The organism is Blastococcus sp. CT_GayMR16 (assembly GCF_004570875.1).
Classification (GTDB): domain Bacteria; phylum Actinomycetota; class Actinomycetes; order Mycobacteriales; family Geodermatophilaceae; genus Blastococcus_B.
This window is the reverse complement of the sequence record NZ_SPQK01000004.1, coordinates 42,460-66,075: the sequence shown is the minus strand read 5'-3', so window position 1 is coordinate 66,075 and position 23,616 is coordinate 42,460. Positions and strand designations below refer to the sequence as shown.

General features: G+C 71.3%; 24 protein-coding genes and 1 riboswitch. Of the genes, 11 read left to right on the top strand and 13 right to left on the bottom strand.

The genetic code is table 11. From position 1 onward, the window contains the following. A complete protein-coding gene (locus E4P38_RS06715) occupies window positions 1–984 on the bottom strand; it encodes an aldo/keto reductase family protein (protein WP_135131001.1) in 984 nt (327 codons plus the stop codon). 30 nt (window positions 985–1,014) lie between these two features. Then, window positions 1,015–1,641 carry a DUF3043 domain-containing protein gene (locus E4P38_RS06710; protein ID WP_135131000.1) on the bottom strand — a complete coding sequence of 209 codons (627 nt, stop codon included), beginning with the start codon at window positions 1,639–1,641 and terminating at the stop codon, window positions 1,015–1,017. A gap of 153 nt (window positions 1,642–1,794) precedes the next feature. Between E4P38_RS06710 and E4P38_RS06705 the strand changes: the two genes are divergently transcribed. After that, window positions 1,795–2,166 carry an iron-sulfur cluster assembly accessory protein gene (locus E4P38_RS06705; RefSeq protein ID WP_135130999.1) on the top strand — a complete coding sequence of 124 codons (372 nt, stop codon included), beginning with the start codon at window positions 1,795–1,797 and terminating at the stop codon, window positions 2,164–2,166. A gap of 109 nt (window positions 2,167–2,275) precedes the next feature. On the opposite strand, the gene asnB is transcribed toward E4P38_RS06705, so the two are convergent. The 3 genes from asnB to E4P38_RS06690 are packed head-to-tail and all read right to left on the bottom strand — an operon-like array spanning window position 2,276 to window position 4,956. After that, window positions 2,276–4,219 (bottom strand): asparagine synthase (glutamine-hydrolyzing), encoded by a 1,944-nt coding sequence (asnB, locus tag E4P38_RS06700; protein ID WP_135130998.1) that lies wholly within the window; start codon window positions 4,217–4,219, stop codon window positions 2,276–2,278. 28 nt (window positions 4,220–4,247) lie between these two features. Further along, window positions 4,248–4,598 (bottom strand): DUF3817 domain-containing protein, encoded by a 351-nt coding sequence (locus tag E4P38_RS06695; protein WP_135130997.1) that lies wholly within the window; start codon window positions 4,596–4,598, stop codon window positions 4,248–4,250. Next, window positions 4,588–4,956 (bottom strand): metalloprotease, encoded by a 369-nt coding sequence (locus E4P38_RS06690; RefSeq protein ID WP_135130996.1) that lies wholly within the window; start codon window positions 4,954–4,956, stop codon window positions 4,588–4,590. The genes E4P38_RS06695 and E4P38_RS06690 overlap by 11 nt, the downstream gene beginning before the upstream one ends. Window positions 4,957–5,285: 329 nt before the next feature. Between E4P38_RS06690 and coxB the strand changes: the two genes are divergently transcribed. Next, on the top strand, window positions 5,286–6,095 hold the full coding sequence (gene coxB, locus E4P38_RS06685; protein ID WP_245160847.1) for a cytochrome c oxidase subunit II: 810 nt from the start codon (window positions 5,286–5,288) through the stop codon (window positions 6,093–6,095). Window positions 6,096–6,146: 51 nt separating this feature from the next. Next, window positions 6,147–6,551, top strand: a complete 405-nt coding sequence (locus E4P38_RS06680) for a cytochrome c oxidase subunit 4 (RefSeq protein WP_135130994.1) — start codon at window positions 6,147–6,149, stop codon at window positions 6,549–6,551. A 288-nt stretch (window positions 6,552–6,839) separates the two neighbouring features. Here E4P38_RS06680 and E4P38_RS06675 read toward each other — a convergent pair whose 3' ends face one another. The 5 genes from E4P38_RS06675 to E4P38_RS23800 all read right to left on the bottom strand — a co-directional run bounded on the left by E4P38_RS06675 (window position 6,840) and on the right by E4P38_RS23800 (window position 11,189). Next, window positions 6,840–8,507, bottom strand: coding sequence for a ubiquinol-cytochrome c reductase cytochrome b subunit (locus E4P38_RS06675; protein ID WP_135130993.1), 1,668 nt, complete (start codon window positions 8,505–8,507; stop codon window positions 6,840–6,842). Beyond that, window positions 8,507–9,619 (bottom strand): Rieske 2Fe-2S domain-containing protein, encoded by a 1,113-nt coding sequence (locus E4P38_RS06670; RefSeq protein WP_135130992.1) that lies wholly within the window; start codon window positions 9,617–9,619, stop codon window positions 8,507–8,509. The genes E4P38_RS06675 and E4P38_RS06670 overlap by 1 nt, the downstream gene beginning before the upstream one ends. A gap of 73 nt (window positions 9,620–9,692) precedes the next feature. After that, on the bottom strand, window positions 9,693–10,544 hold the full coding sequence (locus E4P38_RS23810; protein ID WP_135130991.1) for a cytochrome c: 852 nt from the start codon (window positions 10,542–10,544) through the stop codon (window positions 9,693–9,695). A 7-nt stretch (window positions 10,545–10,551) separates the two neighbouring features. Then, complete coding sequence (locus tag E4P38_RS23805) at window positions 10,552–10,773, bottom strand: cytochrome c oxidase subunit 3 (protein WP_280791063.1); 222 nt, start codon at window positions 10,771–10,773, stop codon at window positions 10,552–10,554. After that, window positions 10,737–11,189 (bottom strand): cytochrome c oxidase subunit 3, encoded by a 453-nt coding sequence (locus E4P38_RS23800; protein ID WP_280791053.1) that lies wholly within the window; start codon window positions 11,187–11,189, stop codon window positions 10,737–10,739. The genes E4P38_RS23805 and E4P38_RS23800 overlap by 37 nt, the downstream gene beginning before the upstream one ends. A 133-nt stretch (window positions 11,190–11,322) precedes the next feature. On the opposite strand from E4P38_RS23800, the gene E4P38_RS06655 reads away from it, so the two are divergent. Then, window positions 11,323–11,751 (top strand): hypothetical protein, encoded by a 429-nt coding sequence (locus E4P38_RS06655; RefSeq protein WP_135130990.1) that lies wholly within the window; start codon window positions 11,323–11,325, stop codon window positions 11,749–11,751. Beyond that, window positions 11,748–12,797, top strand: a complete 1,050-nt coding sequence (trpD, locus tag E4P38_RS06650; protein WP_135130989.1) for an anthranilate phosphoribosyltransferase — start codon at window positions 11,748–11,750, stop codon at window positions 12,795–12,797. The genes E4P38_RS06655 and trpD overlap by 4 nt, the downstream gene beginning before the upstream one ends. Window positions 12,798–12,804: 7 nt before the next feature. Here the strand turns inward: trpD and E4P38_RS06645 are convergent, their stop codons facing one another. Further along, the gene (locus tag E4P38_RS06645) at window positions 12,805–13,092 is read right to left on the bottom strand and encodes an Lrp/AsnC ligand binding domain-containing protein (protein WP_135130988.1); all 288 of its coding nucleotides are present in this window, start codon (window positions 13,090–13,092) and stop codon (window positions 12,805–12,807) included. Then, window positions 13,089–14,906 (bottom strand): DEDD exonuclease domain-containing protein, encoded by a 1,818-nt coding sequence (locus E4P38_RS06640; protein ID WP_135130987.1) that lies wholly within the window; start codon window positions 14,904–14,906, stop codon window positions 13,089–13,091. Before E4P38_RS06640 ends, E4P38_RS06645 begins: the two co-directional genes overlap by 4 nt. 195 nt (window positions 14,907–15,101) lie before the next feature. Between E4P38_RS06640 and E4P38_RS06635 the strand changes: the two genes are divergently transcribed. From E4P38_RS06635 to E4P38_RS06615, 5 genes are all read left to right on the top strand, one after another. Continuing rightward, window positions 15,102–16,835 carry a D-alanyl-D-alanine carboxypeptidase family protein gene (locus tag E4P38_RS06635; RefSeq protein WP_135130986.1) on the top strand — a complete coding sequence of 578 codons (1,734 nt, stop codon included), beginning with the start codon at window positions 15,102–15,104 and terminating at the stop codon, window positions 16,833–16,835. Between the two features lie 67 nt (window positions 16,836–16,902). After that, window positions 16,903–17,241, top strand: a complete 339-nt coding sequence (locus E4P38_RS06630; protein WP_135130985.1) for a hypothetical protein — start codon at window positions 16,903–16,905, stop codon at window positions 17,239–17,241. Window positions 17,242–17,429: 188 nt separating this feature from the next. Then, window positions 17,430–17,610: riboswitch (cyclic di-AMP (ydaO/yuaA leader) on the top strand. 201 nt (window positions 17,611–17,811) lie between these two features. Next, the gene (locus E4P38_RS06625; RefSeq protein WP_245160846.1) at window positions 17,812–18,702 is read left to right on the top strand and encodes a C40 family peptidase; all 891 of its coding nucleotides are present in this window, start codon (window positions 17,812–17,814) and stop codon (window positions 18,700–18,702) included. An 82-nt stretch (window positions 18,703–18,784) separates the two neighbouring features. After that, window positions 18,785–20,053 (top strand): M48 family metallopeptidase, encoded by a 1,269-nt coding sequence (locus E4P38_RS06620; RefSeq protein WP_135130983.1) that lies wholly within the window; start codon window positions 18,785–18,787, stop codon window positions 20,051–20,053. Next, window positions 20,050–21,186 (top strand): glycosyltransferase family 4 protein, encoded by a 1,137-nt coding sequence (locus tag E4P38_RS06615; protein ID WP_135130982.1) that lies wholly within the window; start codon window positions 20,050–20,052, stop codon window positions 21,184–21,186. Before E4P38_RS06620 ends, E4P38_RS06615 begins: the two co-directional genes overlap by 4 nt. A gap of 42 nt (window positions 21,187–21,228) precedes the next feature. On the opposite strand, the gene E4P38_RS06610 is transcribed toward E4P38_RS06615, so the two are convergent. Then, entirely contained in the window at window positions 21,229–23,022 is a 1,794-nt protein-coding gene (locus tag E4P38_RS06610) for a long-chain fatty acid--CoA ligase (RefSeq protein WP_135130981.1), read from the bottom strand. A 157-nt stretch (window positions 23,023–23,179) separates the two neighbouring features. Here E4P38_RS06610 and E4P38_RS06605 point away from each other — a divergent pair, with 157 nt between their 5' ends. Then, window positions 23,180–23,611, top strand: coding sequence for an SRPBCC family protein (locus E4P38_RS06605; protein WP_135130980.1), 432 nt, complete (start codon window positions 23,180–23,182; stop codon window positions 23,609–23,611). The last annotated feature ends 5 nt before the right edge of the window (window positions 23,612–23,616 follow it).

Here is a 23,616-nt window from a genome sequence, read left to right as displayed (position 1 = left end):
TCAGCCCCGGGCCGTCTGGGCGGGATCCCGGACGACGACGTCGCCCAGGGCCTCGTCGATCCGTCGCAGGACGTCGTCGTCGAGGCGCACCCCGGCCGCCTTGACGTTGTCCTGCACCTGCTCCGGGCGGGTGGCCCCGATGATCGCGGCGGCGACGTTGGGGTTCTGCAGCACCCAGGCGAGGGCCAGCTGGGCCATCGAGAGGCCGAGGTCGTCGGCGATGGGCCGCAGATCCTGGACCCGGGCGAGGATGTCGTCGGTGAGCATCCGCTGCATTGTCGTCCCGGCCTCGGCGTGGCCGCCACGGCTGTCGGCGGGGGGCGCCTGACCCGGGAGGTACTTCCCGGTGAGCACGCCCTGGGCGAGCGGAGACCAGACGATCTGGGAGAGCCCCTCCTTCTCCGAGGTCGGCACGACCTCGTCCTCGATGACCCGCCAGAGCATCGAGTACTGCGGCTGGTTGCTGATGAGCTGGACGCCGAGGTCCCGGGCGAGGGTGGCACCGGCCGCGATCTCCTCGGCGCGCCATTCGCTGACCCCGATGTAGAGCACCTTGCCGGCGCGCACGAGGTCGGCGAAGGCGGTCATCGTCTCCTCGAGCGGCACCGTCGCGTCGTAGCGGTGGGCCTGGTAGAGGTCGAGGTAGTCCGTCTGGAGCCGTTCGAGCGAGGCGTGACAGCTCTCGATGACGTGCTTGCGGGAGAGCCCGCGGTCGTTACGTCCGCGACCGGTCGGCCAGTAGACCTTGGTGAACAGCTCGTAGGACGAGCGGCGCTGTCCCTCGAGGGCCCGGCCCAGGACCGACTCTGCCCGGGTGCCCGCGTAGACGTCAGCGGTGTCGAAGGTGGTGATGCCGGCGTCGAGGGCCGCGCGCACGCAGGCCAGCGCGGCGTCCTCCTCGACCTGGCCACCATGGGTGAGCCAGTTGCCGTATGCGATCTCGGAGATGTTCAGGCCGGAGCGGCCGAGGCGTCTGAATTCCACACCCCGACGCTAACCCCGTGCCCTGACGGGTCACACGTCGGCGCCCAGCGCCACCTCGGGCTTGGGGAAGCGCCAGCGGCGGATCATCGTCGAGCGGCTGACGCCGTACCAGACGAGACCCCTGGTGCGCTTGGCCTGCGGATCGTCGGGCAGGCGCTCGGCGACCTTCCGCTTGATCTTCCGGCTGAGGACCACCGAGTCGACGATCATCAGCAGGAAGAAGCCGAAGAGCAGGAAGCTCGCGTAGTTGCGCACCACCACACTCGGCACGATCGTGCCGATCAGGGCGACGGCGGCAATGGCCAGGAAGAAGCTGCCGACGTTGCGCCGGGAGTCGACGACGTCACGCACGAGCTTGCGGACCGGGCCGCGGTCACGCGCGGGCAGGTAGGAGTCGTCGCCGCGCGCAGCTCCCAGCCGGGACTCGGTCCGCCGGGAGGCCTGCTGCTCGCGCATGCGCTTGTAGGCCTCCTTCCGCGTGGTGGGGGGCGGCGGGGGCGGTCCGGCGCGGCGGCCCTGGGCCTCGTTGCGCTTCGGTGTGGGGCGGCCCTTGCCGGCAGCACGGACGAGCTGCTCGCTGAGGTCGGTGGAGGCGTCCGCGCCGGAGGCGATGGTCGTCTTGGCGGGGTCACGGCGGCCGGGCAGGCGGAGCTTCACGAGCCAGAAGTCTACGTGTGTGACGAAGCAGAGCCGGGAACTCGCCTTCGGCGCCGTACAGTGGACCCGGCAGGGAAGGATCACCGTCTCGACGGTGTTGCCTCGCTGCAGAAGTGCCGCAGCGGGCACCCTCAGATCTGGGAGGACACAAACATGTCGGTGCAGGACAGCACGACCCTCGACAGCAGCACGCCCGTCACCACCGGCGTCCTGCTCAGCGACCCCGCGGCCTCGAAGGTCAAGGCGCTGCTGGACCAGGAGGGCCGCGACGACCTGCGGCTGCGCATCGCCGTGCAGCCTGGTGGCTGCTCCGGCCTGCGTTACCAGCTCTTCTTCGACGAGCGCTTCCTCGACGGCGACCAGACGTACGAGTTCGGTGGGGTCGAGGTCATCGTCGACCGCATGAGCGGCCCGTACCTGGGCGGCGCGACCATCGACTTCGTCGACACCATCGAGAAGCAGGGCTTCACGATCGACAACCCGAACGCCGGCGGCTCCTGCGCCTGCGGCGACTCGTTCCACTGAGAAAGGACCCCGTTCTCCTCACCACTCGCAAGCTCGTGGCGAGCCTCTGAACGGGGCCGACCACTGAGGCCCGGAATCACATCGATTCCGGGCCTCAGTGGTTCAACGCTCAGAGGCGGACGGGGTAGACCGTCTCGGGGATCTCGGGCTTGATCCGCTCCTCCACGAAGATGCCGTGCCAGATCATGAACACCAGCACCGTCCACACCTGACGCGCGGTGCGCTTGGCGGCGACGGTCGTGGGGTCCGCACCCGGGAGCTTGGCGAGCAGGCCGCGGAGCACATCCCGGTCCAGCCACTCGTCGGTCTGGCTGTCGGTGATGATCTGCTGCGCCCACTCGTGCAGCTGACCACCGAGGAACTCCGCGGTCGGTACCGGGAACCCGAGCTTGCGGCGGTTCATGATCTTCGGGGGCACGATCTGGGCCATGGCGCGACGCAGCGCGTACTTGGTGGCGTCGCTGCCGCGAGGGACCCGCATCTCCAGCGGCAGCGTGCTGGCCAGCGCGAACACCTCGGTGTCGAGGAACGGCACCCGCAGCTCGAGCGAGTTGGCCATCGTCATCTTGTCGGCCTTGACCAGGATGTCCCCGCGCAGCCAGGTGAACAGGTCGACGTACTGCATCGCGGTCACGTCGTCGTAGCCGGCCTCGCGGGTGCGGCGGTACAGGTCCTCGGTGACCTGCACGTGGGACAGGTCCGGATCGTGCGCGGGCAGCAGGGCGGCCAGTTCGGCGTCCCCCATGTTGCGGGAGTTGCCGTAGTAGCGCTGCTCCAACGGGGTGGACGCGCGGCGCAGCAGGTCCCGTCCGCGCACCCCCTCGGGCACGAGCCGGGACAGCGCACCGAGGGCGCGGCGTCCCTGCGGGGGGAGCTTCGTCGCCCACGCCAGGCTGATCGGCTCCCGGTAGACCGTGTACCCGCCGAAGAGCTCGTCGGCTCCCTCGCCGGAGAGCACCACCTTGACGTGCTTGCGCGCCTCACGGGCGACGAAGTAGAGCGGTACCAGCGCCGGATCGGCGACCGGGTCGTCGAGGTACCAGACCACGAGGGGAATGGCGTCGGCGAACTCCTGGGCGGTCACCTCGACCGGCACGTGCCGCACTCCGAGGATCGCGGCGGACTCGGCGGCAATCTCGATCTCCGACTGCGCCTGCCGCTCGAATCCGACCGTGAAGGTCATCAGGTCGGTGTTGTAGCGGTGCGCGAGCGAGGCGATGGCGGTCGAGTCGATGCCACTGGACAGGAACGAGCCGACCGTGACGTCGGCGCGCATGTGCATGCGCACCGACTCGTCGAGGACGCCGGCGATCCGGTCGTACAGGGCCTGCTCCTCGTCCTTCGCGACCGGCCGGATCGGGAACGTCGGGTGGAAGTAGCGCTTCGTCCGCAGCTCGCCGTCCACGACCGTGAAGCTCGTGCCGCTCTCGATCCGGCGGATCCCCCGGTGCAGGGTCGCGGGCTCGGGGACGTACTGGAGCGTCAGGTAGTGCTGCAGTGACGCCGGATCGACCTCGCCCGCTGCCTTACTGCCGCCGAGCAGTTCGAGCAGCGCCTTCTTCTCCGAGCCGAAGACGATCCCGCCGTCGGCCAGTCGCGTGGTGAACAGCGGCTTGATCCCGAAGGGGTCACGGGCGCCGAACACCGTGTGGTCCTGGGTGTCCCAGATGACGAACGCGAACATGCCGCGCAGCCTGGGGACGACGTCCTCGCCCCAGAAGTGGTAGCCGGCGACGATCGCCTCGGTGTCGCCCTCGGTCGCGAAGGTGGCACCCGCGGCGGCGAGCTCGGCCCGCAGCTCCAGGTAGTTGTAGATCTCGCCGTTGAAGACGATCCGGTACCGGCCGTCCGCGTACGGCATCGGCTGGTGGCTGTGCTCGATGTCGATGAAGGACAGCCGGTTGAACCCGAACACCGCCCGGTCGTCCGACCAGGCCTCGTTCTCGTCCGGGCCGCGGTGACGCATGCAGTGCTGGGCTTCCCGCACCCCCGAGACCGTGGCGTCGTCGACCCGGTCGGCGTCGGTGGAGAAATAGGCGAGCAGGCCACACATCAGGCGCAGGTCCTCGGGGTGGGGGAGGTCAGACGGGCTCGCCGGCGCGGGTCTTCCGCGTGGCGTTGCGCTCGGCGTAGAAGGACAGGAAGGGCACGGTGCCGGCCAGGATGGTGAGCGCCGCTCCCCTCAGGCTCCACTTCGCCCGCAGCGCCAGGTCGACGGCGGACAGGAAGAAGAGGGCGTACAGCCAGCCGTGGGCCGTGCCGAGGACGACGACCGGCTCGCGGATGTCGGCCAGGTACTTCATCGGGACGGCGACGCAGATCAGCAGGATCAACAGGACGCCGACGACGTTGGCCATCACGCGGTAGCGCTGGAGTGCCGCCGCGATCGCCTGCTCGGAATCACGCGCGGACGTCGTCCGGTCAGCGGCCATGGGGGCTGCTCCGCTGGCCGAGCGCGCGCTCGTTGAGTTCGGCGAGGTAGGCGTTGTACGCGGCCAGCTCGGGGTCTCCTGTCGTGTCGATGCGCGGGCGCTGGTAGAGGACGACGTCCCGTCCCGGTGCGCCGTCGTCCGGATCCCGGTGCAGTTCGATCCGGACCATGCGCAGGTAGAACCACAGCCCCATGAAGCCGTACAGCGGCCACTGCAGCGCGTAGCTCCAGTTGACGGCGCCGCCGCCGGCCTCGGCCTTGGTCAGCTGCCAGTAGCCCAGGAAGAAGGTCGCCACGAAGAGGGCCGCCACGAGTACGTGCAACAGCAGCCACTTCGGGGTCAGCAGCCGGGAGAACACGCACTGGACTCTAACCGCCGGACGACGGCGCCCGGCCGCGTGTGGGGCCCGCGTCCGGGCGGTCCGGCCGCCGCGAGGCCTGGGCCTGCACGCGACCCGCCGGTGCGGCGTCTCCGGTGGTCAGCCGCCGAGCGGAGTCGGCTAGTCTCGCCCCACACTGGAATCGGCGGGAATGCCGTCCGCCGGGGACCGGTGGACGACCCGCTGGGAGGACCGTCCGGAGCTCCGGACGGAGGACGAGGAGGCAGCGAGCAGTGGCTCGAGGCAGCAGGCTCGCGCGGCTGGCCGCGCTCGGTCTCCTGGGGGTTCTGACCCTCACCGGATGCGACATGCCGAACAACGAATTCTGGCGGTTCGGCTGGCCGGACGGCATCACCGAGCAGTCCCAGGACATGCGCGAGCTGTGGACCGGATCGGTCATCGCCGCGCTCATCGTCGGTGTCGGCGTCTGGGGTCTGATCCTCTGGTCGGTGGTCCGCCACCGGAAGCGCTCGGACGAGCTGCCCAAGCAGACGGCGTACAACCTGCCGCTCGAGATCGTCTACACGATCGTGCCGTTCCTGATCATCGCCGGCCTGTTCTTCTTCACCGTCGTGGTCCAGGACCGGGTGCAGAAGCTCAGCGACGAGCCCGACGAGACGATCGCGGTCAACGCCTTCAAGTGGAACTGGCAGTTCGTCTACCCGGAGACCACCGGTGAGGACGGCGAGCCGGTCAGCACCATCGGCAACAGCTCCGAGATCCCGATCCTGGTCCTGCCCACCGACCGGACGATCCGGTTCGAGGTCGCCTCCGCCGACGTCATCCACTCGTTCTGGGTGCCGGAGTTCCTCTTCAAGCTCGACGTCATCCCGGGCAACGAGAACGGCCGCAACAACGTGTTCGAGGTGACCGTCCAGGAGGAGGGCGCCTACGTCGGCCGCTGCGCCGAGCTGTGCGGCACCTACCACGCGTTCATGAACTTCGAGGTCCGCGCGGTGTCCGGCGACGACTACGACGCCTACCTGGACGCCCGCCAGTCGGGGATGTCCACGTCCGAGGCGCTCGAGGAGATCGGCCAGCCCGGGCAGTCGACGGCGACCACGCCGTTCGAGTCGCTGCAGAACGGCAACGTCGACCAGCAGTCCAGCGGTGGCTGAGCTGCGCACCGTCCAGTACCTGATCGTTCCGACGTACGAGGAGGCGCGACCGTGAAGGTCGAGTCGCTCATTTTCGGCATCATCGCGGTCTTCTGCGTTGCGGCCGCCGTTGTCTACGGCCTGTGGGCCCGCGAGCCCGTCGGGACGACGGCCCTGGTGCTCTCCGCCGGCCTCACCGGCCTGATCGGCGGCTTCTTCTGGTTCGTCTCCCGGCGCATCGACGCGCGCCCCGAGGACCGGAAGGACGCCGAGATCGCCGACGGCGCCGGCGAGCTGGGCTTCTTCAGCCCCGGCAGCTACTGGCCCTTCGCCCTGGCGCTCTCCGCCGCGATGATGGGCCTCGCGCTCGCGTTCTGGTACTCGTGGTTCATCGTCATCGCCGGTGTCGCGCTGCTCATCACGATCGGCGGCCTGCTCTTCGAGTACTACGTGGGGCAGAACGCCACCCAGAGCTGAGCTCCTCACCTCGGTCCAGAGGGCCCCGTCCGCCAACGCGGACGGGGCCCTCTGGCGTTGGGTGGGGGTCCCGGCCGTTCGGCCCGTACGAGGCTCCTGGGGTGTTCCTCGTCGCTGGTGGACTCCGGCAGGACCCCGGGAGCGCGTCCGACACGCCCCGGTAGCGCGGCCAGGAGCGGGTGGCCGACTGTGCGGACTGTGCGGACCACCGGCAGGGGGGCACCCCCGACGTGCAGCAGGGCCCCGGTGGAATCCACCGGGGCCCTGCTGCCGTGCTGTCGTGCTCGGTCAGTCGCGCGGCTCCTGCGGCCGGCCACCGTCGACCGGACGTCCGGACGACGTGAGCTCGCGGTCGCTCTCGCCGGGCGCCAGACCACGGCCCTCGCCGCGCTGCTCGATCTCGACCTGCGAGGGCTCCTCGACCGGCTTGAAGAACCCGCGGATGGCCCGACGGGCACCGCCGATGTGGTTCATCCGCTTGGGCACCGGCGCACCGCCGTAGGCGAGCGTGCCATGACCGTGCGAGTCGACCGGGCCCAGGGGCTGGTGGACCTCGATGAACTCACCGCTCGGGAGCCGCCGGATGACGCCGGTCTCGATGCCGTGCTCGAGCACCTCGCGGTCGTGCTGCTGCAGACCCAGGCAGATGCGGTAGGTGAGCAGGTACACGACCGGCGGCACCACGACGATGCCGATGCGGCCCACCCACGTCATCGCGTTCAGGCTGATGTCGAACTTGTCGGCGATGACGTCGTTGCCGCCCGACATCCACAGCCACACGTAGAACGCCAGGGCCATCGCACCGAGCGACGTCCGGACCGGGACGTCCCGGGGACGCTGCAGCAGGTGGTGCGAGGCGGTGTCGCCGGTGAGCTTGCGCTCGATGATCGGGTAGAGCGCCAGGACCGTGAACATGGCGCCGGCGATGACGACCGTCGGCCAGAAGAGCGCCGGGATCGTGTAGTCGCCGGGCAGGTTGATGTCCCACGGCGGGAACAGACGGGTCGAGCCGTCGAGGAACCCGATGTACCAGTCCGGCTGGGACGCCGAGGACACCTGCGCCGGGTTGTACGGACCCCACAGCCAGATCGGGTTGATCTGCACGAGGCCACCGAGCAGCGCACACACCCCGAAGACCACGAAGACCAGGCCCGTGGCCTTGGCAGCGAAGGTCGGGAAGAGCCGGTTGCCGACGACGTTGTGCTCGGTGCGGCCGGCGCCCGGGAACTGGGTGTGCTTCTGCTTCACCAGGATCAGCAGGTGCAGCCCGATCAGCGCCAGCAGGATCGCCGGGATCAGCAGGACGTGGACGATGTAGAAGCGCCCGATGATCTGCTCGCCGACGAAGTCACCGTTGAAGACGGCGAAGTGCGCCCACGTCCCGATCACCGGGACCGACAGCAGGATCGCGCTGATGATGCGCAGGCCCGTGCCCGACAGCAGGTCGTCCGGCAGCGAGTAGCCGGTGACGCCCATGAGCAGGGCGAGGACCAGCATGACGACGCCGATGATCCAGTTGGTCTCCCGCGGGCGGCGGAAGGCGCCGGTGAAGAAGATGCGCAGCAGGTGCACGACGATCGACGCGACGAACAGCAGCGCGGCCCAGTGGTGCAGCTGCCGCATGAAGAGGCCGCCGCGGACGTCGAAGGACAGCGCCAGCGCCGAGTCGTACGCGGCCGACATCTCGACCCCGCGCAGCGGTGCGTACGAGCCGTTGTAGACGACCTCGCGCATCGACGCGTCGAAGAAGAAGGTCAGGTAGGTGCCCGACAGCAGCAGGATGATGAACGAGTAGAGCGCGATCTCCCCGAGCAGGAACGACCAGTGGTCGGGGTAGACCTTGTTCAGCGTCCGGCGGAGCCACGGAGCGACGATGATCCGGTCGTCGAGCTCGTAGGCGGTCTTGCCCAGCTTGGTGGTCGGGGTTCCCGGTGCGGTGGCGGTCCGAGCGGCCATCAGATGCGCTCCCGGTTCCAATAGGTAGGGCCTACGGCCTCAATGTAGTCACTGCTGGCGACGAAGTAGCCCTCGTCGTCGAGTTCGAGAGGCAGCTGCGGGAGCGGCCGTGTGGCCGGGCCGAAGACCGGCTTGGCGCCCTGTGTGACGTCGAACTGCGACTGGTGGCAGGGGCACAGGATGCGGCTGGTCTCCTGCTCGTACAGCGACACCGGGCAGCCGGCGTGGGTGCAGATCTTGGAGTAGGCCACGTACTCGCCGAACGCGAAGTCGGCCTGGCCCTGACGCGGCGTCAGCGACTCGACTTGCTCCGGGCGCAGCCGGATGAGCATCGTGGCGGCGTCGGCCTGCCGGTTGCCGCCGGGGACCGCCGGGAAGACGGTCTCCAGCGAGCCGGGCTGCTGGTCACCGGGGCGGATCGGGGTGCCGTCGTTGCGGACGAGGCGCACGCCCTTGGCCCATTCGGTCGTGCCCAGCGGGTTGCCCTTGTTCGGGTTCTTGATCAGGCCACCGAGCGGCATGATCAGCATCAGCCCGAGCCCGGCGGCCATGAAGCCGAGGGACCGGGTGATCAGCTTGCGGCGGGCCAGCCCACTGTTGTGGAAGCCGCCGACCAGCGTCGCGCCGGCCGTGACCCGGTCGAAGTGCGAGCCGTCGTGCTTGTCCTGCACCGCGGTCTCGTGGGGCAGCAGCTTCTTCGTGAAGAGCACCAGCCCGATACCGACCAGGCCCATCGCGAGACCCATGGTCAGACCCAGCAGCGGGGTGAAGAGGGCACTCCACCCGTTCTCGGTGATCTGCCAGTGCCAGTCGGGGAGGAACCAGCCCGAGCCGACGTAGACGACCACGAAGAGGAACGCGAAGACGCCGGCGAGGGCGAAGACGAGGCCGACCTGGCGGACCGCCCGCTTCTCCATCGTCGAGCCAGGAGCGGGGCCCGGGTCGACGTGCAGGATCTCCACGCCGTCGTAGTGGGCACCCAGCCGGTCGAGGTCCTCGCGGCTCATCGCCGCCAGCTGCTCGGGGGTGTAGTCGTCGTCCGGGCCGCCGTAGAGCGGACCGGGGACGTCCGCGCCGCCGGTCGAGCCAGGGCGGGTGTCGCGCGTACTCACGCTTCCTCCTCGCTGGCGCTCGTCGTCAGCGTGCGCACAACTGCTGTGTCCTCTCGTGAACTCGCAAGCTCGCTCACGCCTTGCTCCCCATCCAGAAGATGCCGAACAGCAGGGCGCCGATGCCGACGACCCAGATGACCAGACCCTCGCTCACCGGGCCGATGCGGCCGATCCCGGCACCGCCCGGGTCCGCCTGCTGCTTGATGGTCTGGACGTAGTTGATGATCGCGCGCTTCTCGTCGGTGGTGAGCTGGTTGTCACCGAAGACCGGCATGTTCTCCGGGCCCGTGAGCATCGCGGTGTAGATCTCGAGGTCGTTGGCGTCCTGCAGGCTCGGTGCGGCCTTGCCGGAGCTCAGCGCGCCGCCCTCGCCGACGAAGTTGTGGCAGGACGCGCAGTTGAGGCGGAACAGCTCGCCGCCCTCGGCCAGGTCGCCGTCCCGCAGGTCGCCGGAGGGGAGCGTCGGACCGCCGCCGTTGGCCTGCACGTAGGCCATCAGCTGGTCGATCTCCTCGTCGGAGAAGACGGCGGGCTTGCGCTGCGCGTCGGCCTCCTGGCGGACCAGCGGCATGCGGCCGGTGTGCACCTGGAAGTAGACCGATGCCTCGCCGACGCCGATCAGCGACGGGCCGCGGTTGGGCACGCCCTCGAGGTTGGCCCCGTGGCAGGTGATGCAGCTGCGCTGGTACAGCTCGCGGCCGGCGGCCTCGGCGGCGGACTCCGTGGTGTCGTCGGCGGCCTGTGCCGGTGCGAACACCGAGTACAGGGCGCCGGTCAGCACGAGAGCGGTCATGAGGCCGGCGACGTTCGCGAGGCGACGGCGGTGCTTGGACCGGCGGCGGACGCGGGCCCGGCGCGCCGGGGCACCGGCGATGGAGCCACCCTCGTCGGGGGTGGCCTCGGACTGCGGGTTCGTGGTGGACACCGGTTCCCTAGCGGATCAGGTAGATCGTGGCGAAGAGCCCGACCCACACGACGTCGACGAAGTGCCAGTAGTAGGAGACCACGATGGCCGAGGTTGCCTGGGCCGGTGTGAACCGGCCCATCGTGGATCTGATGAGCAGGTAGACGAAGGCGACGAGGCCGCCGATCACGTGCAGCGCGTGGAACCCGGTGGTCAGGTAGAAGACCGAGCCGTAGGTCGACGACGAGATCGTCGTGCCGTGCTCGGTGACGAGGACGCGGTACTCGTTCGCCTGGCCGAGGACGAAGGCTTCGCCTGGCCGAGGACGAAGGCCAGGCCCATCACGAAGGTGATCGTGAACCAGCGCCGCAGTCCGTAGACGTTGCCCTGTTCCGCTGCGAAGACGCCGAACTGGCAGGTCACGGACGAGGCGATCAGGATCAGCGTGAAGACGACCGCGTACGGGATGTTCAGCTCGGTCGGCTCCGGCGGCCACCCTTCGGTGGCCCGCGCTCGCGCGGTGAAGTACATGGCGAACAGGCCGGCGAAGAACATCAGCTCGCTGGAGAGCCAGATGATCGTGCCGACGCTGACCATGTTCGGTCGGGTCAAGGAGTGCACCCGCGATGTGTCGAAGGTGCTGCTCGCGACGGGGGCCGTTGTCACGAGGGTCATCATGGCATCGGCGGGGGGTCGCGACGACCGCGGGTGCGATGGGCGTGGCGGCAAAGTGATCAGCTCTTTACCGTGACCGCCGCCTACCGCGGAATCCGGACGGGCAGCCACTAGGCTCCGCCGCGTGATCTCCGCCGCCGACACCGCCGTTCCGGCCAGCGTGCTGGTCTACAGCCACCGGTCCCAGACCCGCGACGCCGTGCGGACGGCGGTGGGTCGCCGTCCCGCCTCCGACGTCGGCCCGGTCACCTGGATCGAGTGCGGAACCGGCGACGAGGTCATCGCCGCCGTGGATCGCGGCGGCATCGATCTGTGCATCCTCGACGGCGAGGCGCAGCCCGTCGGTGGGCTCGCGCTCGCGCGCCAACTGGAGGAGGAGGTCGCCGACCGCCCGGCCGTGTGCGTGCTCATCGCCCGCCAGCCCGACCGCTGGCTGGCGCACTGGTCGCGGGCCGAGGGCACCCTGCCACTGCCGATCGACCCGCTCACCGCGCCCGCCGTGGTGGCGGACCTGCTGCGCGCACACGCGCGGCGCCCCGTCGTCCGTCGGTGAGCTCGCCCGGAGGCCGCCCGACCTGGCCGGGCCTGCTCAACCGGCTGCTCGGCGGTCAGGACCTCACCTCGGCCGACACCTCGTGGGCGATGCGTGAGGTCATGACCGGCGAGGCCACGCCGGTGCAGGTCGCCGCCTTCGCCGTCGCCCTCCGCGCGAAGGGGGAGTCCGCCGAGGAGGTCGCCGGCATGGCGACGGAGATGCTCGCCCAGGCCACCCCCGTGGACATCCCGCTGGACTGCGTCGACATCGTCGGCACCGGCGGCGACGGCGCGCACACCGTGAACATCTCCTCCATGGCGGCGGTGGTGGCCGCGGCGGCGGGGGTGCCGGTCGCCAAGCACGGCGGGCGCGCCGCGTCGTCGTCCTCGGGGTCGGCCGACGTGCTCGAGGAACTGGGCGTCGCGATCGACCTCCCGGCACCCGGCGTCGCCCGCTGCGTGCAGGAGGCCGGCATCGGCTTTTTCTTCGCGCCGGTCTTCCACCCGGGCATGCGCTTCGCGGGCGGGCCGCGGCGGGAGATGGGCATCCCCACCGTCTTCAACTTCCTGGGCCCGCTGACCAACCCGGCGCGGCCGGTGGCCGCGGCGATCGGCTGCGCCGACCGCCGGATGGCGCCGGTCATGGCCGGCGTGCTGGCGGCACGCGGCGGCCGTGCCCTCGTCTTCCGTGGGGACGACGGCCTCGACGAGCTGACCACCGCCACGACCTCGTCGGTGTGGGTGGTCCGCGACGGCGAGGTCACCCCGGACCGGCTGGACCCGGCGGCGCTCGGCATCCCGGCGTCGGTGCCCGATGACCTGCGGGGTGGTTCTCCGGCCTTCAACGCCGACGTGTTCCGGCGGGTGCTGGCCGGTGAGAAGGGCCCGGTCCGCGATGCCGTACTGCTGAACGCGGGGGCGGCGCTGGCTGCCTTCGACGAGCGGTCGGCCCGGCTGCACGACGCGGTCGGCGCGGGGATGGCGCGGGCCGCGGCCGCCGTCGACGACGGCCGGGCCGTGGCACTCCTGGAGCGCTGGGTGCAGGTCAGCCAGTCCGCCCGCTGACGTCCTACTAGTCGGCGGTCTCGAAGCCGATCGCGAAGGCCGCTTCCAGGTCGTGCTGGGAGTAGGCGCGGAAGGCGATGTGGGTCTCGGTCTCGAGGACGCCCGGCACCTTGTTGATGCGGCCGGCGATGACGTCGGCGACCTGCTCGAACTCGCGCACCCGCACGATGGCGATCAGATCGACCTCACCGGCGGTGGAGTAGACCTCGCTGACCCCGTCGAGGTCGGCGATGGCGGCCGCGACCTCGGGGATCGAGTCGGTGGCGGCATCGATCATCACGATGGCGGTGATCACGCGGGCGAGCCTAGCCGGGTGCGCGCCGGAACACCCGCTCCGGCCGTCACCCGCTCGGGCCGCGCCCGCGTGCCCAGCGACCGCCCGTCGGCGAACGGGTCGCGGCCGCTGCGGCCCGCCTCGACCCGGGCCAGGAAGGCGCTGAACGCGCCGGTGCCCGGTGCGGGGCTGGCCAGCGTGCCGGTCACCTCCACCAGCCGCGTCCCCGGCTTCTCCATCCAGCGCAGGATCAGTTCGGTCTCATCGACCGAGGCGGCCAGTTCGTCGTCCGGACCGGTCGGTGTCTCAGCCGTCAGCAGCAGCCCCGCGATGGTGGAGCGCACCGAGGTGGCCTGCGGAGCGCAGCCTGCGGCGACCAGCCGGCCCCGGCGGACGACGGACAGGTGCCACCCGCCGTCGCCGTCGGAGCGCGCGATGGCCAGCTCGGGGACGGCGGCCAGCGACGCGAGGCGCTGCCGGCGCCGGACCGCGCGCACCAGGACGGCGACCCGGTCGCGGAGCATCGCGGCGTCCTCGTACCGCTCCTCGCCGGCCAGCCGGTCCACGCGGGCGAGGAGCGGCGCCACGAGCGCGGAGGGGTCGTGGTCGACCGCCGCCCGGAACACGGCGGCGACCGTCGCGTACTCGTCGACCGACTGCGCGCCGGTGCACGGCGCCCCGCACCGGCCCATGCCGGCCAGCGCGCAGGCCGAGGTCGGCACCCGCGGGGAGATCCGGGTCGTGCACTGGCGCAGGGGCAGGGACTCGTGGACGGCGGCCATCGCGGCGTCGGCGGCCCGGCGGTCGGGGAACGGACCGAGGAACACCCCGGTGCCAGGCCGCACCCGGCGGACGACCGACAACCGCGGGAAGGGCTCCTCGGTCAGGCGCACCCACAGCGCGCGCTCGGGGAAGCGGGAGCGGCGGTTGTAGCGCGGCTTGTGCTCGGCGATCAGCCGGAGCTCCCGGACGGCGGCCTCGAGGTCGTGCGCGCAGGGGATGGCATCCACCCGCTGGGACAGCGCGACCATCTCGGTGATGCGGCTGCGCTGCTCACCGGCGGAGAAGTAGCTGCGCACCCGGCTGCGCAGGTCGTTCGACGTCCCGACGTAGAGCGGCTCGTCGCGCGGCCCGCGGAAGAGATAGACCCCGGGGCCGCGCGGGACGGTGTCGGCGAGGTGCCGCTTGCGCAGGCGCTCGGGGTCGACCTGCCGGGTGAGCGAGGTCAGCTCCTCCAGCGTGGTGATGCCCAGCGGCCCCAGCCGCTCGAACAGGCCGTGCAGGACGTCGACCGTCGCGCGGGCGTCGTCCAGCGCGCGGTGGGTGGGGGAGGTTGTGGCGGAGAAGAAGGGCGCGAGGGTGGCCAGCTTGCAGTTGGGCACCTCGTCGCGGGTCAGTAGCCGCCGCGCCAGGACGGCGGTGTCGACGGACGCCGTGGGCGGCCACGCGAGCCCGTTCTCCGCGCAGGCGGCCTTGAGGAAGCCGAGGTCGAACGGGGCGTTGTGGGCGACCAGCACCGTGCCACGGGCGAACTCGAGGAAGGACGGCAGCACGGTGCCGATGCGTGGCGCGGCGGCCACCATCATCGAGGTGATACCGGTCAGCACGCTGATGTAGGGCGGGATCTCCCGTCCCGGGTCGATCAGGGTCTGGAACTCGCCGAGCACCTGGCCACCGCGGACCTTCACCGCCCCGATCTCGGTGATCGCGCTGTCCTTCGGCGATCCGCCGGTGGTCTCGAGGTCGACCACGACGAACGTCACGTCCGCCAGGCGGGTGCCGAGCTCCTCGATCGACACCTGCTGGTAGCGGTCGAGTGCGGTTGGCCGGGGCACGGATCGGACGGTAGGTCGGGCTAATGACACTCTTGTGATGCCGCGCCGCTGCCCGGTGCCGCACGGACGGGTGCACGTCGTCGCCCGGGCGGGGGATCAGCGCCGCTCACCTGGCGGTTCGTCGGCGATCAGGACACCATCTGTGCCGGTGGGTCGCCCTTGTCGAGGGGGCGCCCCGAACGCAGAGGTGGTCCGATGTTCCCGCGCTCCCCGTGGCGCACCCCAGGGACGGCGCGTGTGGTCGCCGCGGCGGTCGTCGCGCTCGTGCTGGCCGGCGCCGGTCCCGCCGCGGCCGCACCCAGCGACCAGCCCGGCGGCACCTCCGGCGTGCTCGACAGCCGGGCGCTGGACGAGCTCCAGCAGCGCGCCGCCGAGGTGCAGAGCGGGCTGCAGGCCCAGCAGGGCGAGGTCGTCGCGGCCCGCGACGCCCTGATACGGGCCGAGCAGCTGGTCGCGGACGCGCAGCAGGTCTTCGACGACGCCCAGGGGGAGCTCGCGGGCTACCAGAAGGTGGTGGCGAGCTACGCGTCGGCGCTCTACCGGGACGGCGGCTCGCTGACGCCGCTGACCCTGCTGCTCTCCGGCGGCGACCCGGGCGACGTCCTGTCGGCCATGAGCTTCCTGGACGTCGTCGACGCCCACGCCGCCGACGTCATCGGCGCGGCCGAGGCCATGCGGCAGGCGGCGCTGGAGCAGCAGCAGCGGGCCAGTGCGGCCCTGGACCAGGCGCGCGCGCAGAAGGACGAGGTCGCGGCCCGGGTCGCCGAGCTCGAGGCGGCGGCCGACGCGGTCACCGACGAGCTCGACGCGGCCCTGGGCGACGTCGACCGGCAACTGGCCCAGCTGCAGCAGGAGCAGGTCGACGTGAACACGCGGACGGCGGCCAACTGGAAGGGCTACGTCGACCAGCTGACCGCGGCCGGGGTCGTTCCTCCGCCGGCGGCCGAGCTGAAGGACGCGCCCGCCGGGATCCCCGCGGGCATGGTCCCGGTCGCGTCTGCCACCGGCGGAGCGCAGCGGGGAGCGGCCCAGCTCCCGCGCCAGCCCATGTCCCTGCTCGTCCTGCCCGCCGAGACTCTGGCCGCGGTGAGTGCGGCGATGAACGCCCTCGGCAAGCCGTACGCGCCCGGGACGGCCGGCCCGGAGTCCTGGGACTGCGGATCGCTGGTGCAGTCGGTCTACGGTGCCGCGGGCATCTCCCTGCCGGCGACCCAGGCCGACCTCTTCGCCGTCACCACGCCGGTCGACGCGGCCGACGTCCTCCCGGGCGACCTCGTCTTCCTGGGCAACGGCGAGGCCGGTCTCGGGCACGTCGGCATCGCGCTGGACCCCAAGACGATGCTGGCCGCCGACGCGCGGGCGGGTGCGGTGGTCGTGCGCACCCTCCCCGGCGACCAGGTGCTGGGCATCGGCCGCCCCAGCCTGGACCAGCGCGCTCCCGTCCCGGCGCAGGGCCCGAGCGGCGGCGCCCTCCGCATGGAGTGCGGCAACACCGTCTACCCGCCGAGCTACGACGGCGCCCGCTCGTGGGGTGGCTATCCCAACGGGCTCATCCCGCCGAGCGCGATGTGCCCCCTCGGCGTCGCCGGCCACTCGCTCCGGTGCGATGCCGCGGCGGCCTACCGGGCCATGTCGGGAGCCTTCGCGGCGGCGTTCGGCTCGCCGATCTGCATCACCGACTCCTACCGCACCTACGCCAGCCAGGTCCGGTTGTACGGCCAGAAGCCGGCGCTCGCGGCGGTGCCCGGCACCAGCAACCACGGCTGGGGGCTGGCGGTCGACCTCTGCGGAGGCATCGAGAACTACGACACCGCGCCCTACAACTGGATGAAGGTCAACGCCGGCCGGTTCGGCTTCCTCCATCCCGACTGGGCCGAGCCCGGCAACGGGCGCGAGGAGCCGTGGCACTGGGAGTACGCGGGGACCTGAGCCCGACGGCCCCGGAATTGTCGGTGGCCGCTCCTACCGTGCGGACAACTCACGGAGGAGAGATCCCATGCTGATCGACTGCGACACCTGCACCGCGCGGGGCACCGGCTGCGCCGACTGCGTCGTTACCGTCCTGCTCGGCGCGCCGCCGGGCTGGCAGAGCATCGACCCGGTCGTCGTCCCGATGGCGGGGCGGGCGCGCACCGGCTTCCCGGAGGACGACGTCCACACGCACGCCGAGACCGCCGCGGAGGACGTCGTCGTCCCGCCGCCGGGCGTCGTGGTGGAGTTCGACGAGATCGAGCGCCGGGCCGTGCGGGCCCTCGCCGACGTCGGTCTCGTGCCCCCGCTCCGGCACCGCGGTGCCTCCGGGGAGGGCTCGGGAAGTGGCCGGCAGACGGGCTAGGAACGGGCGGACGGACCAGTCCGCACCGGGTCACAGCCGGGTGACGGCGGGCCGCTGACCAGCAGGGACGACGGCCAAAGCGGCGCCGGTCACACCCGTCCCACGGCCCTCCGTTTGTCACAGCAGCATCACGGTCGTAGGGTCGTGCCGCTCGACCGAGTGGTCGTCGCCCGTTGAAGGGTGGCCTCGGCCGAGCACCGCCGAATTGCCCGACGGCGCCTTCGTGGCGTCCGACGGCGAACCGGGGACCCACCGCAGTCCTGGGGTGAGTTTCCCTGTAGGGCCGGCTCGCCGGTGCGCAGGGGATAGGGCCAGTCTTCCCAGCCCGAACCCGTCAGCTAACTCGGTAGGCGGTTGCAGAGGAAGAATGGAGAGCCGCCGCTCGTGGCGACCCCGCACGCCCTACTGAAGCATGCCCTTGAACAGTCTCCCGCCGATCTTCCAGCCGGTCTCCGCCTGTCCCGTCGCGTCGGCCGGGTCCGCTCCGGTCTGCTGATCGGGGCTGCCGCAGCCCTGACCCTCACGGCCCTTCCCGGGTCCGCAGCGGCGGCTCCGGGCGACGCCGCCGACGTGGCCTCGCAGGTCGCCGACGCCAACCACCAGCTGGAGGTCGTCACCGAGCAGCTCAACGAGGCGAAGGTCCAGCTCGAGAAGCAGCAGGCGGCGGTCGCGAGTGCCGACCAGGCCGCGGACGAAGCCCAGAAGCGGCTCGACTCCCTCGACGGCCAGATCCGTCAGCTGGCGCGCTCGGCCTACACCAGCGACGGGTTCTCCCGCCTGGACGTGATGCTCACCAGCTCCTCCGCTGATGAGTTCGTCCACCAGCTGGGCACGCTCGACGCCATCGCCGACCACACGAACGCGCAGGTGGTCGAGATCGCGGCCGCCGCCGACCAGGCGGAGCAGGCGGAGGAGGCTTCCTCGGCCGCCCAGGCCGCGGCGCAGAAGTCCTACGACGACATCGCCGCGCAGCAGACGGCCCTCGAGGCGAAGATCGCCGACTACCAGCGCCAGTACGCGGCGCTGTCCGCCCCGCAGCAGCAGCAGGTGCTCGCTGCCCACGGCGGTGACACCCAGGCAGTGCCCAGCGGGGTCATCGCCCCGAGTGCCGCCGCTCAGCAGGCGGTCGACACCGCGCTGGCCCAGGTCGGTGACCCCTACGTCTGGGGCGCCGGCGGACCGAACGCGTTCGACTGCTCCGGGCTCACGCAGTACGCGTACTCCGCGGCGGGGGTGAGCCTCCCGCACTCGAGCAGCAGCCAGTCGCAGATGGGGATGGCGGTCTCCCGCAGCGAGCTGCAGCCCGGTGACCTGGTGTTCTTCTACAGCCCGGTCAGCCACGTCGGCATGTACATCGGCAACGGCCAGATGGTCCACGCCTCGACCTCGGGCCAGCCGGTCAAGGTCGCCAGCCTCGACTCGATGGGCAGCTACAACAGTGCCCGGCGCATCGCCGGCTGATCCGCACCCGCACGTCCGGCGAGGGCCGGTGACCCCATCCGGGGTCACCGGCCCTCGCCGTTACCTAGGATCGAGCGCACCGATGAACAGAGCCCGTCGCGCCGCGCTGGTCACCGCGCTCGTCCTCGGCGTCGCGCTCGCCGTCGTCATCGCCGTCCGGACGCCGTGGACGGTGCTCCCGGTGCCATCCGGGGGCCACACCCCCCTCGATCCGACCGCGGGACTGTCCGCCGACCAGGTGGACCGGGCCGAATCCTTCGCGGCGCTGCTCCGTCCGACGTCGCTGTTCTCCCTCGCCCTCGGGCTCGCGGTGGCGGCCGTCTTCGGGCTCACCCGCCTCGGGAGCCGGCTGGTGCGGGCCGTGGCGGCCCCGCTCGGTGGGGGATGGGCCTGGCAGGTGCTGCTCGGCGTGCTGTCCCTGGCCGTGATCGGCCGGCTGGTCACCCTGCCGCTGGCGGCGTACGGCGAGGTGGTCCGGCACCGCTACGGGCTCTCCACCCGGGGCTGGGGCCTGTGGCTCCGGGACGTCGCCGTCTCCACGGCCATCAACGCCGCCCTCACCGCCGTCGGGCTGCTGGCCCTGGTCTGGCTGGCCCGCCGGGCGCCGCGCACGTGGTGGGCGTGGGGGGGCGTCGGAGCGGCCGCGCTGGTCGTCGTCGGGTCCTTCCTGTGGCCGGTCGTGATCGAGCCGGCCTTCAACCGGTTCGAGTCGATGCCTCCCGGGCAGCTGCGCAGCGACCTGCTGGAGCTCGCGGAGGAGAACGGCACTCCGGTGCAGGACGTGCTGGTGTCCGATGCGAGCCGACGGACGACGGCGCTCAACGCCTACGTCTCCGGATTCGGCTCGACCCGGCGGATCGTCGTCTACGACACGGTGCTCGACCGGCTGCCCGACGACCAGATCGAGTCGATCGTGGCGCACGAGCTGGGCCACGTCGCCGCCGACGACGTCCTGACCGGGACGCTGATGGGCGCCCTCGGCGCCGGGGCGGGAGTGGCCGCGCTCGGCTGGCTCGTGTCCATCGGCCCGCTGCGGCGACGGTCGGGGGCGGAGTCGCTGGGCGACCCCAGGATCGTTCCGCTCGTGCTGTTCCTGATGGCCGTCGGCACGCTCGTCTCGACCCCCGTCCAGAACCTGGTGTCCCGGCACATCGAGGCCCGCGCCGACGTGCATGCCCTCGATCTGACCGCGGACCCTGACGCCTTCGTCGAGATGCAACGCCTCCTGGCCACGACCAACCTCTCCGATCCCGACCCGCCAGCGGCCTGGCAGTGGTTCTTCGGGTCGCACCCGACGACGGCGCAGCGGGTCGTGCTCGCACGGGACTGGGAACGGCTGGACCGGCCATGACCCGGACCCTGGTCGTCACGAACGACTTCCCTCCGCGACAGGGCGGGATCCAGACCTTCGTGGCGGCGCTCCTGGCCCGCCGGCCGCCGGACTCGGTCGTCGTGCTCGCCTCGGACTCCCCGGGCTCGGCCGAGTACGACGCCGCGCTGGAGTATCCGGTCGTCCGGCGGCCCACCGGCATGTTGCTGCCGACGTGGGCCACCGCCCGCGCCGCCATCGATCTCGCCCGACGGCACGGCTGCGACAGCGCCTTCTTCGGAGCCGCGGCACCGCTGGGGCTGATCGCACCCGCCCTGCGCGTCGCCGGCGTCGGGCACCTGGTGGGCGCGACGCACGGGCACGAGACGGGGTGGGTGGCCCTGCCCGGCTCCCGGCAGCTGCTGCAGCGGATCGCCGGCGACCTGGACGTACTCACCTACATCAGCGACTACACCCGCGGCCGGCTCGAGCCTGCTCTGGGCCGCCGCACCCGGCTGGCCCAGCTCTCGCCCGGGGTGGACGTCGACCGGTTCATCCCGGACGCCGACGGGGGAGGCGTCCGCGAGCGGTACGGCCTCGGGGACGCGCCGGTCGTCGTGTGCGTGTCCCGGCTGGTCGCCCGCAAGGGGCAGGACGTCCTGGTCGCGGGATGGCCGCGGGTCCTCGAGGCACATCCCGGCGCCCGGCTGCTCCTCGTGGGGGGCGGCCCGGCGGAGACGTCGCTGCGCCGGGCGGTGGCGCGACTGGGCCTGGAGCGGTCCGTCGTCCTCACCGGTCCGGTGGCGGGGGAGCAGCTGCCCGCGCACTACGCGGCGGGCGACGTGTTCGCGATGCCCTGCCGCACCCGTCGCGCCGGCCTCGACGTCGAAGGTCTCGGGATGGTCTTCCTCGAGGCGGCCGCCTGCGGTCGGCCCGTCGTGGCCGGAACCTCCGGCGGGGCTCCGGAGGCCGTGCAGGAGGGAGTCACCGGGCACGTCGTCGACCCGCGGTCGCCCCAGGACGTGGCCGCCGCGATCGTCGGACTGCTGGCCGACCCGGTGCGCGCCCGCGCGATGGGCGCCGCGGGCAGGAGCTGGGTGGAGCAGCGCTGGTCCTGGACGACGATCGCCGCCACGTTCGACGAGCTGCTGGATCCCGAGGCCGCCCAGCACTGAGCCCCGCCGCGCGGCGTGCGCGACGGGGCTCAGCGGATGGAGCTAGCGGGCGTAGAGCTTCTCGACGTCGGCGTCGAACTCCTTCATGACGACGGAGCGCTTGAGCTTCAGGCTCGGCGTCAGCATCCCGTTGTCCTCGGTGAAGTCCGTGCCGAGGATGGTGAACTTCTTGATCGCCTCGGCCTGGGACACCGCCTTGTTGGCGTCCTTCACCGCCGACTCGATCTCGGCGTAGAGCTCCGGGTCCTCCCGGACCTGCTCGGCGGTCTGGTCCTTGGGCTTGCCCTTGGACTCCAGCCACTGCGGCAGCGCCTCCTCGTCGAGGGTGATCAGCGCCGCGATGAACGGCCGCTGATCGCCGACGACGATGCACTGGCTGACCAGGCGGTGGGCGCGGAGGCGGTCCTCGAGCACCGCGGGGGCGACGTTCTTGCCGCCCGCCGTCACCAGGATCTCCTTCTTGCGGCCGGTGATCTTCAGGAATCCGTCGCTGTCGAGCTCACCGAGGTCACCGGTGTGGAAGAAGCCCTCGGAGTCGATCGCCTCCTTCGTGGCTTCCTCGTTCTTCCAGTAGCCACGCATCACGATGCCGCCGCGGATGAGCACCTCGCCGTCCTCGCCGATGCGGAAGTCCACACCGGGCAGGGGACGGCCGACGGTGCCGATGCGCAGCCCCTCGTCGTGGTTCACCGAGGCGGCGGCGGTGGTCTCGGTGAGGCCGTAGCCCTCGTAGACGGTGACGCCGATGCCGCGGAAGAAGTGACCGAGCCGGTCACCCAGCGGGGCGCCGCCGGAGATGGCGCCGAGGCAACGGCCGCCGAGTGCGGCGCGGAGCTTGCCGTAGACCAGCTTGTCGAACAGCGTGTGCTGCGCCTTGAGAGCGAGGCCGGCGCCGCCCTTGTCCTGAGCGCGCGACCAGTCGATCGCGACCTGGGCGGCCTTGTCGAAGATCTTGCCCTTGCCGTCGCCCTCGGCCTTGCCCTTCGCGGAGTTGAAGACCTTCTCGAAGACCCGTGGGACGGCGAGGACGAACGTGGGCTTGAACTCGCCCAGGTCCTCGACGAGGTTCTTCACGTCCGGGGTGTGGCCCACCACGGTGCGGGTCTTCACCGCGCCGACGTGGATGACCCGCGCGAGCACGTGCGCCAGCGGGATGAAGAGCAGGAGCGAGCCCTCGACGTTGAGGAACCGGCCCAGCAGGCTCATCCCGTTGCCGATCTCGAACAGGAAGTTGCCGTGGGTCAGCTCGCAGCCCTTGGGCCGGCCCGTCGTCCCACTCGTGTAGATCAGGGTGGCCAGGCTGTCGGCGTTCAGGGTGGCGCGGCGAGCCTCGAGCTCGCTGTCGGGCACACCCTTGCCGGCCTCGATGAGCTGGTCGACGGCGCCGTCGTCGATGACGTAGACCGACTTGAGGTCGGGCGCCTGGTCGCGCACGGATTCGACGGCCGAGGCGTGCTCGTCCCGCTCGACGATGACCGCCGTCGCCCCGGAGTCGGACAGGATCCAGGCGACCTGGTCGGCGCTGGAGGTCTCGTAGATCGGCACCGTGGCAGCGCCGACGGTCCAGATCGCGAAGTCGATGACCGCCCACTCGAAGCGGGTCTTGGCCTGCAGGGCGACGCGGTCGCCTGCGGCGACACCGGAGGCGATCAGTCCCTTGGCGACCCCGGCGACCTGGTCGCCGAACTCCTTCCAGGTGACGTCCTGCCACTGGCCGTTCCGCTGCACGCGGAACCCGGTCTGGTCGCCGACCTCGGCCACGTTCTTGGCCAGCAGGTCGGGGAGCGCCTCGTCGGGGCCGACCTCGGTGGTCGCGGGAACGCTGAACTCGCGCACGCCTGGTCCTCTCTGTCCCCGTCCGTCCGAGAGCACCGTCGCCCGCGGCCCCGGTCGGGGTCGTTCGGGCAAATCTAGCCGCAACTACCTACCCGTGAGTAGCAGAGTGTCCAGCTGTCGCCTCGCTGAACAACCGGGAACGGATAGCCTGCTGCCCATGGCAGACCAGTCCACCCAGTCGATCACCGTCGATGCGCCTGCCGCCGACGTCATGGCTGTCATCGCCGACTTCCCCTCCTATCCCCAGTGGGTGTCGGCCGCGAAGAAGGTCGAGGTCGTCGAGACCGGCGACGACGGGCGCGCCAGCCGCGTCCACTTCGTGCTCGACGCGGGGATCTTCTCGGACGAGTACGAGCTGGCCTACGAGTGGGACGGCGACCGCGCGGTGTCCTGGACGCTCGTCACGAGCCAGCTGATGAAGCGGCAGGAGGGCTCGTACACCCTCGAGGAGACCGGCGGTCGCACCGAGGTCACCTACACGATCAGCATCGACATCAAGATCCCGATGATCGGGATGATGAAGCGCCGAGCGGAGAAGGTCATCCTCGACACTGCTCTCAAGGAGCTCAAGAAGCGCGTCGAGGGCTGAGTGGT

Bases quoted from the DNA above. Each gene is read 5' to 3' on its own strand.
- E4P38_RS06635 (WP_135130986.1), top strand. From the start codon at position 15,102: ATGTTCCCGCGCTCCCCGTGGCGCACCCCAGGGACGGCGCGTGTGGTC.
- coxB (WP_245160847.1), top strand. From the start codon at position 5,286: ATGCCGAACAACGAATTCTGGCGGTTCGGCTGGCCGGACGGCATCACC.
- E4P38_RS06605 (WP_135130980.1), top strand. From the start codon at position 23,180: ATGGCAGACCAGTCCACCCAGTCGATCACCGTCGATGCGCCTGCCGCC.
- E4P38_RS06615 (WP_135130982.1), top strand. From the start codon at position 20,050: ATGACCCGGACCCTGGTCGTCACGAACGACTTCCCTCCGCGACAGGGC.
- asnB (WP_135130998.1), bottom strand. From the start codon at position 4,219: ATGTGTGGCCTGCTCGCCTATTTCTCCACCGACGCCGACCGGGTCGAC.
- E4P38_RS06620 (WP_135130983.1), top strand. From the start codon at position 18,785: ATGAACAGAGCCCGTCGCGCCGCGCTGGTCACCGCGCTCGTCCTCGGC.
- E4P38_RS06695 (WP_135130997.1), bottom strand. From the start codon at position 4,598: ATGGCCGCTGACCGGACGACGTCCGCGCGTGATTCCGAGCAGGCGATC.
- E4P38_RS06675 (WP_135130993.1), bottom strand. From the start codon at position 8,507: ATGGCCGCTCGGACCGCCACCGCACCGGGAACCCCGACCACCAAGCTG.
- E4P38_RS06705 (WP_135130999.1), top strand. From the start codon at position 1,795: ATGTCGGTGCAGGACAGCACGACCCTCGACAGCAGCACGCCCGTCACC.
- E4P38_RS06630 (WP_135130985.1), top strand. From the start codon at position 16,903: ATGCTGATCGACTGCGACACCTGCACCGCGCGGGGCACCGGCTGCGCC.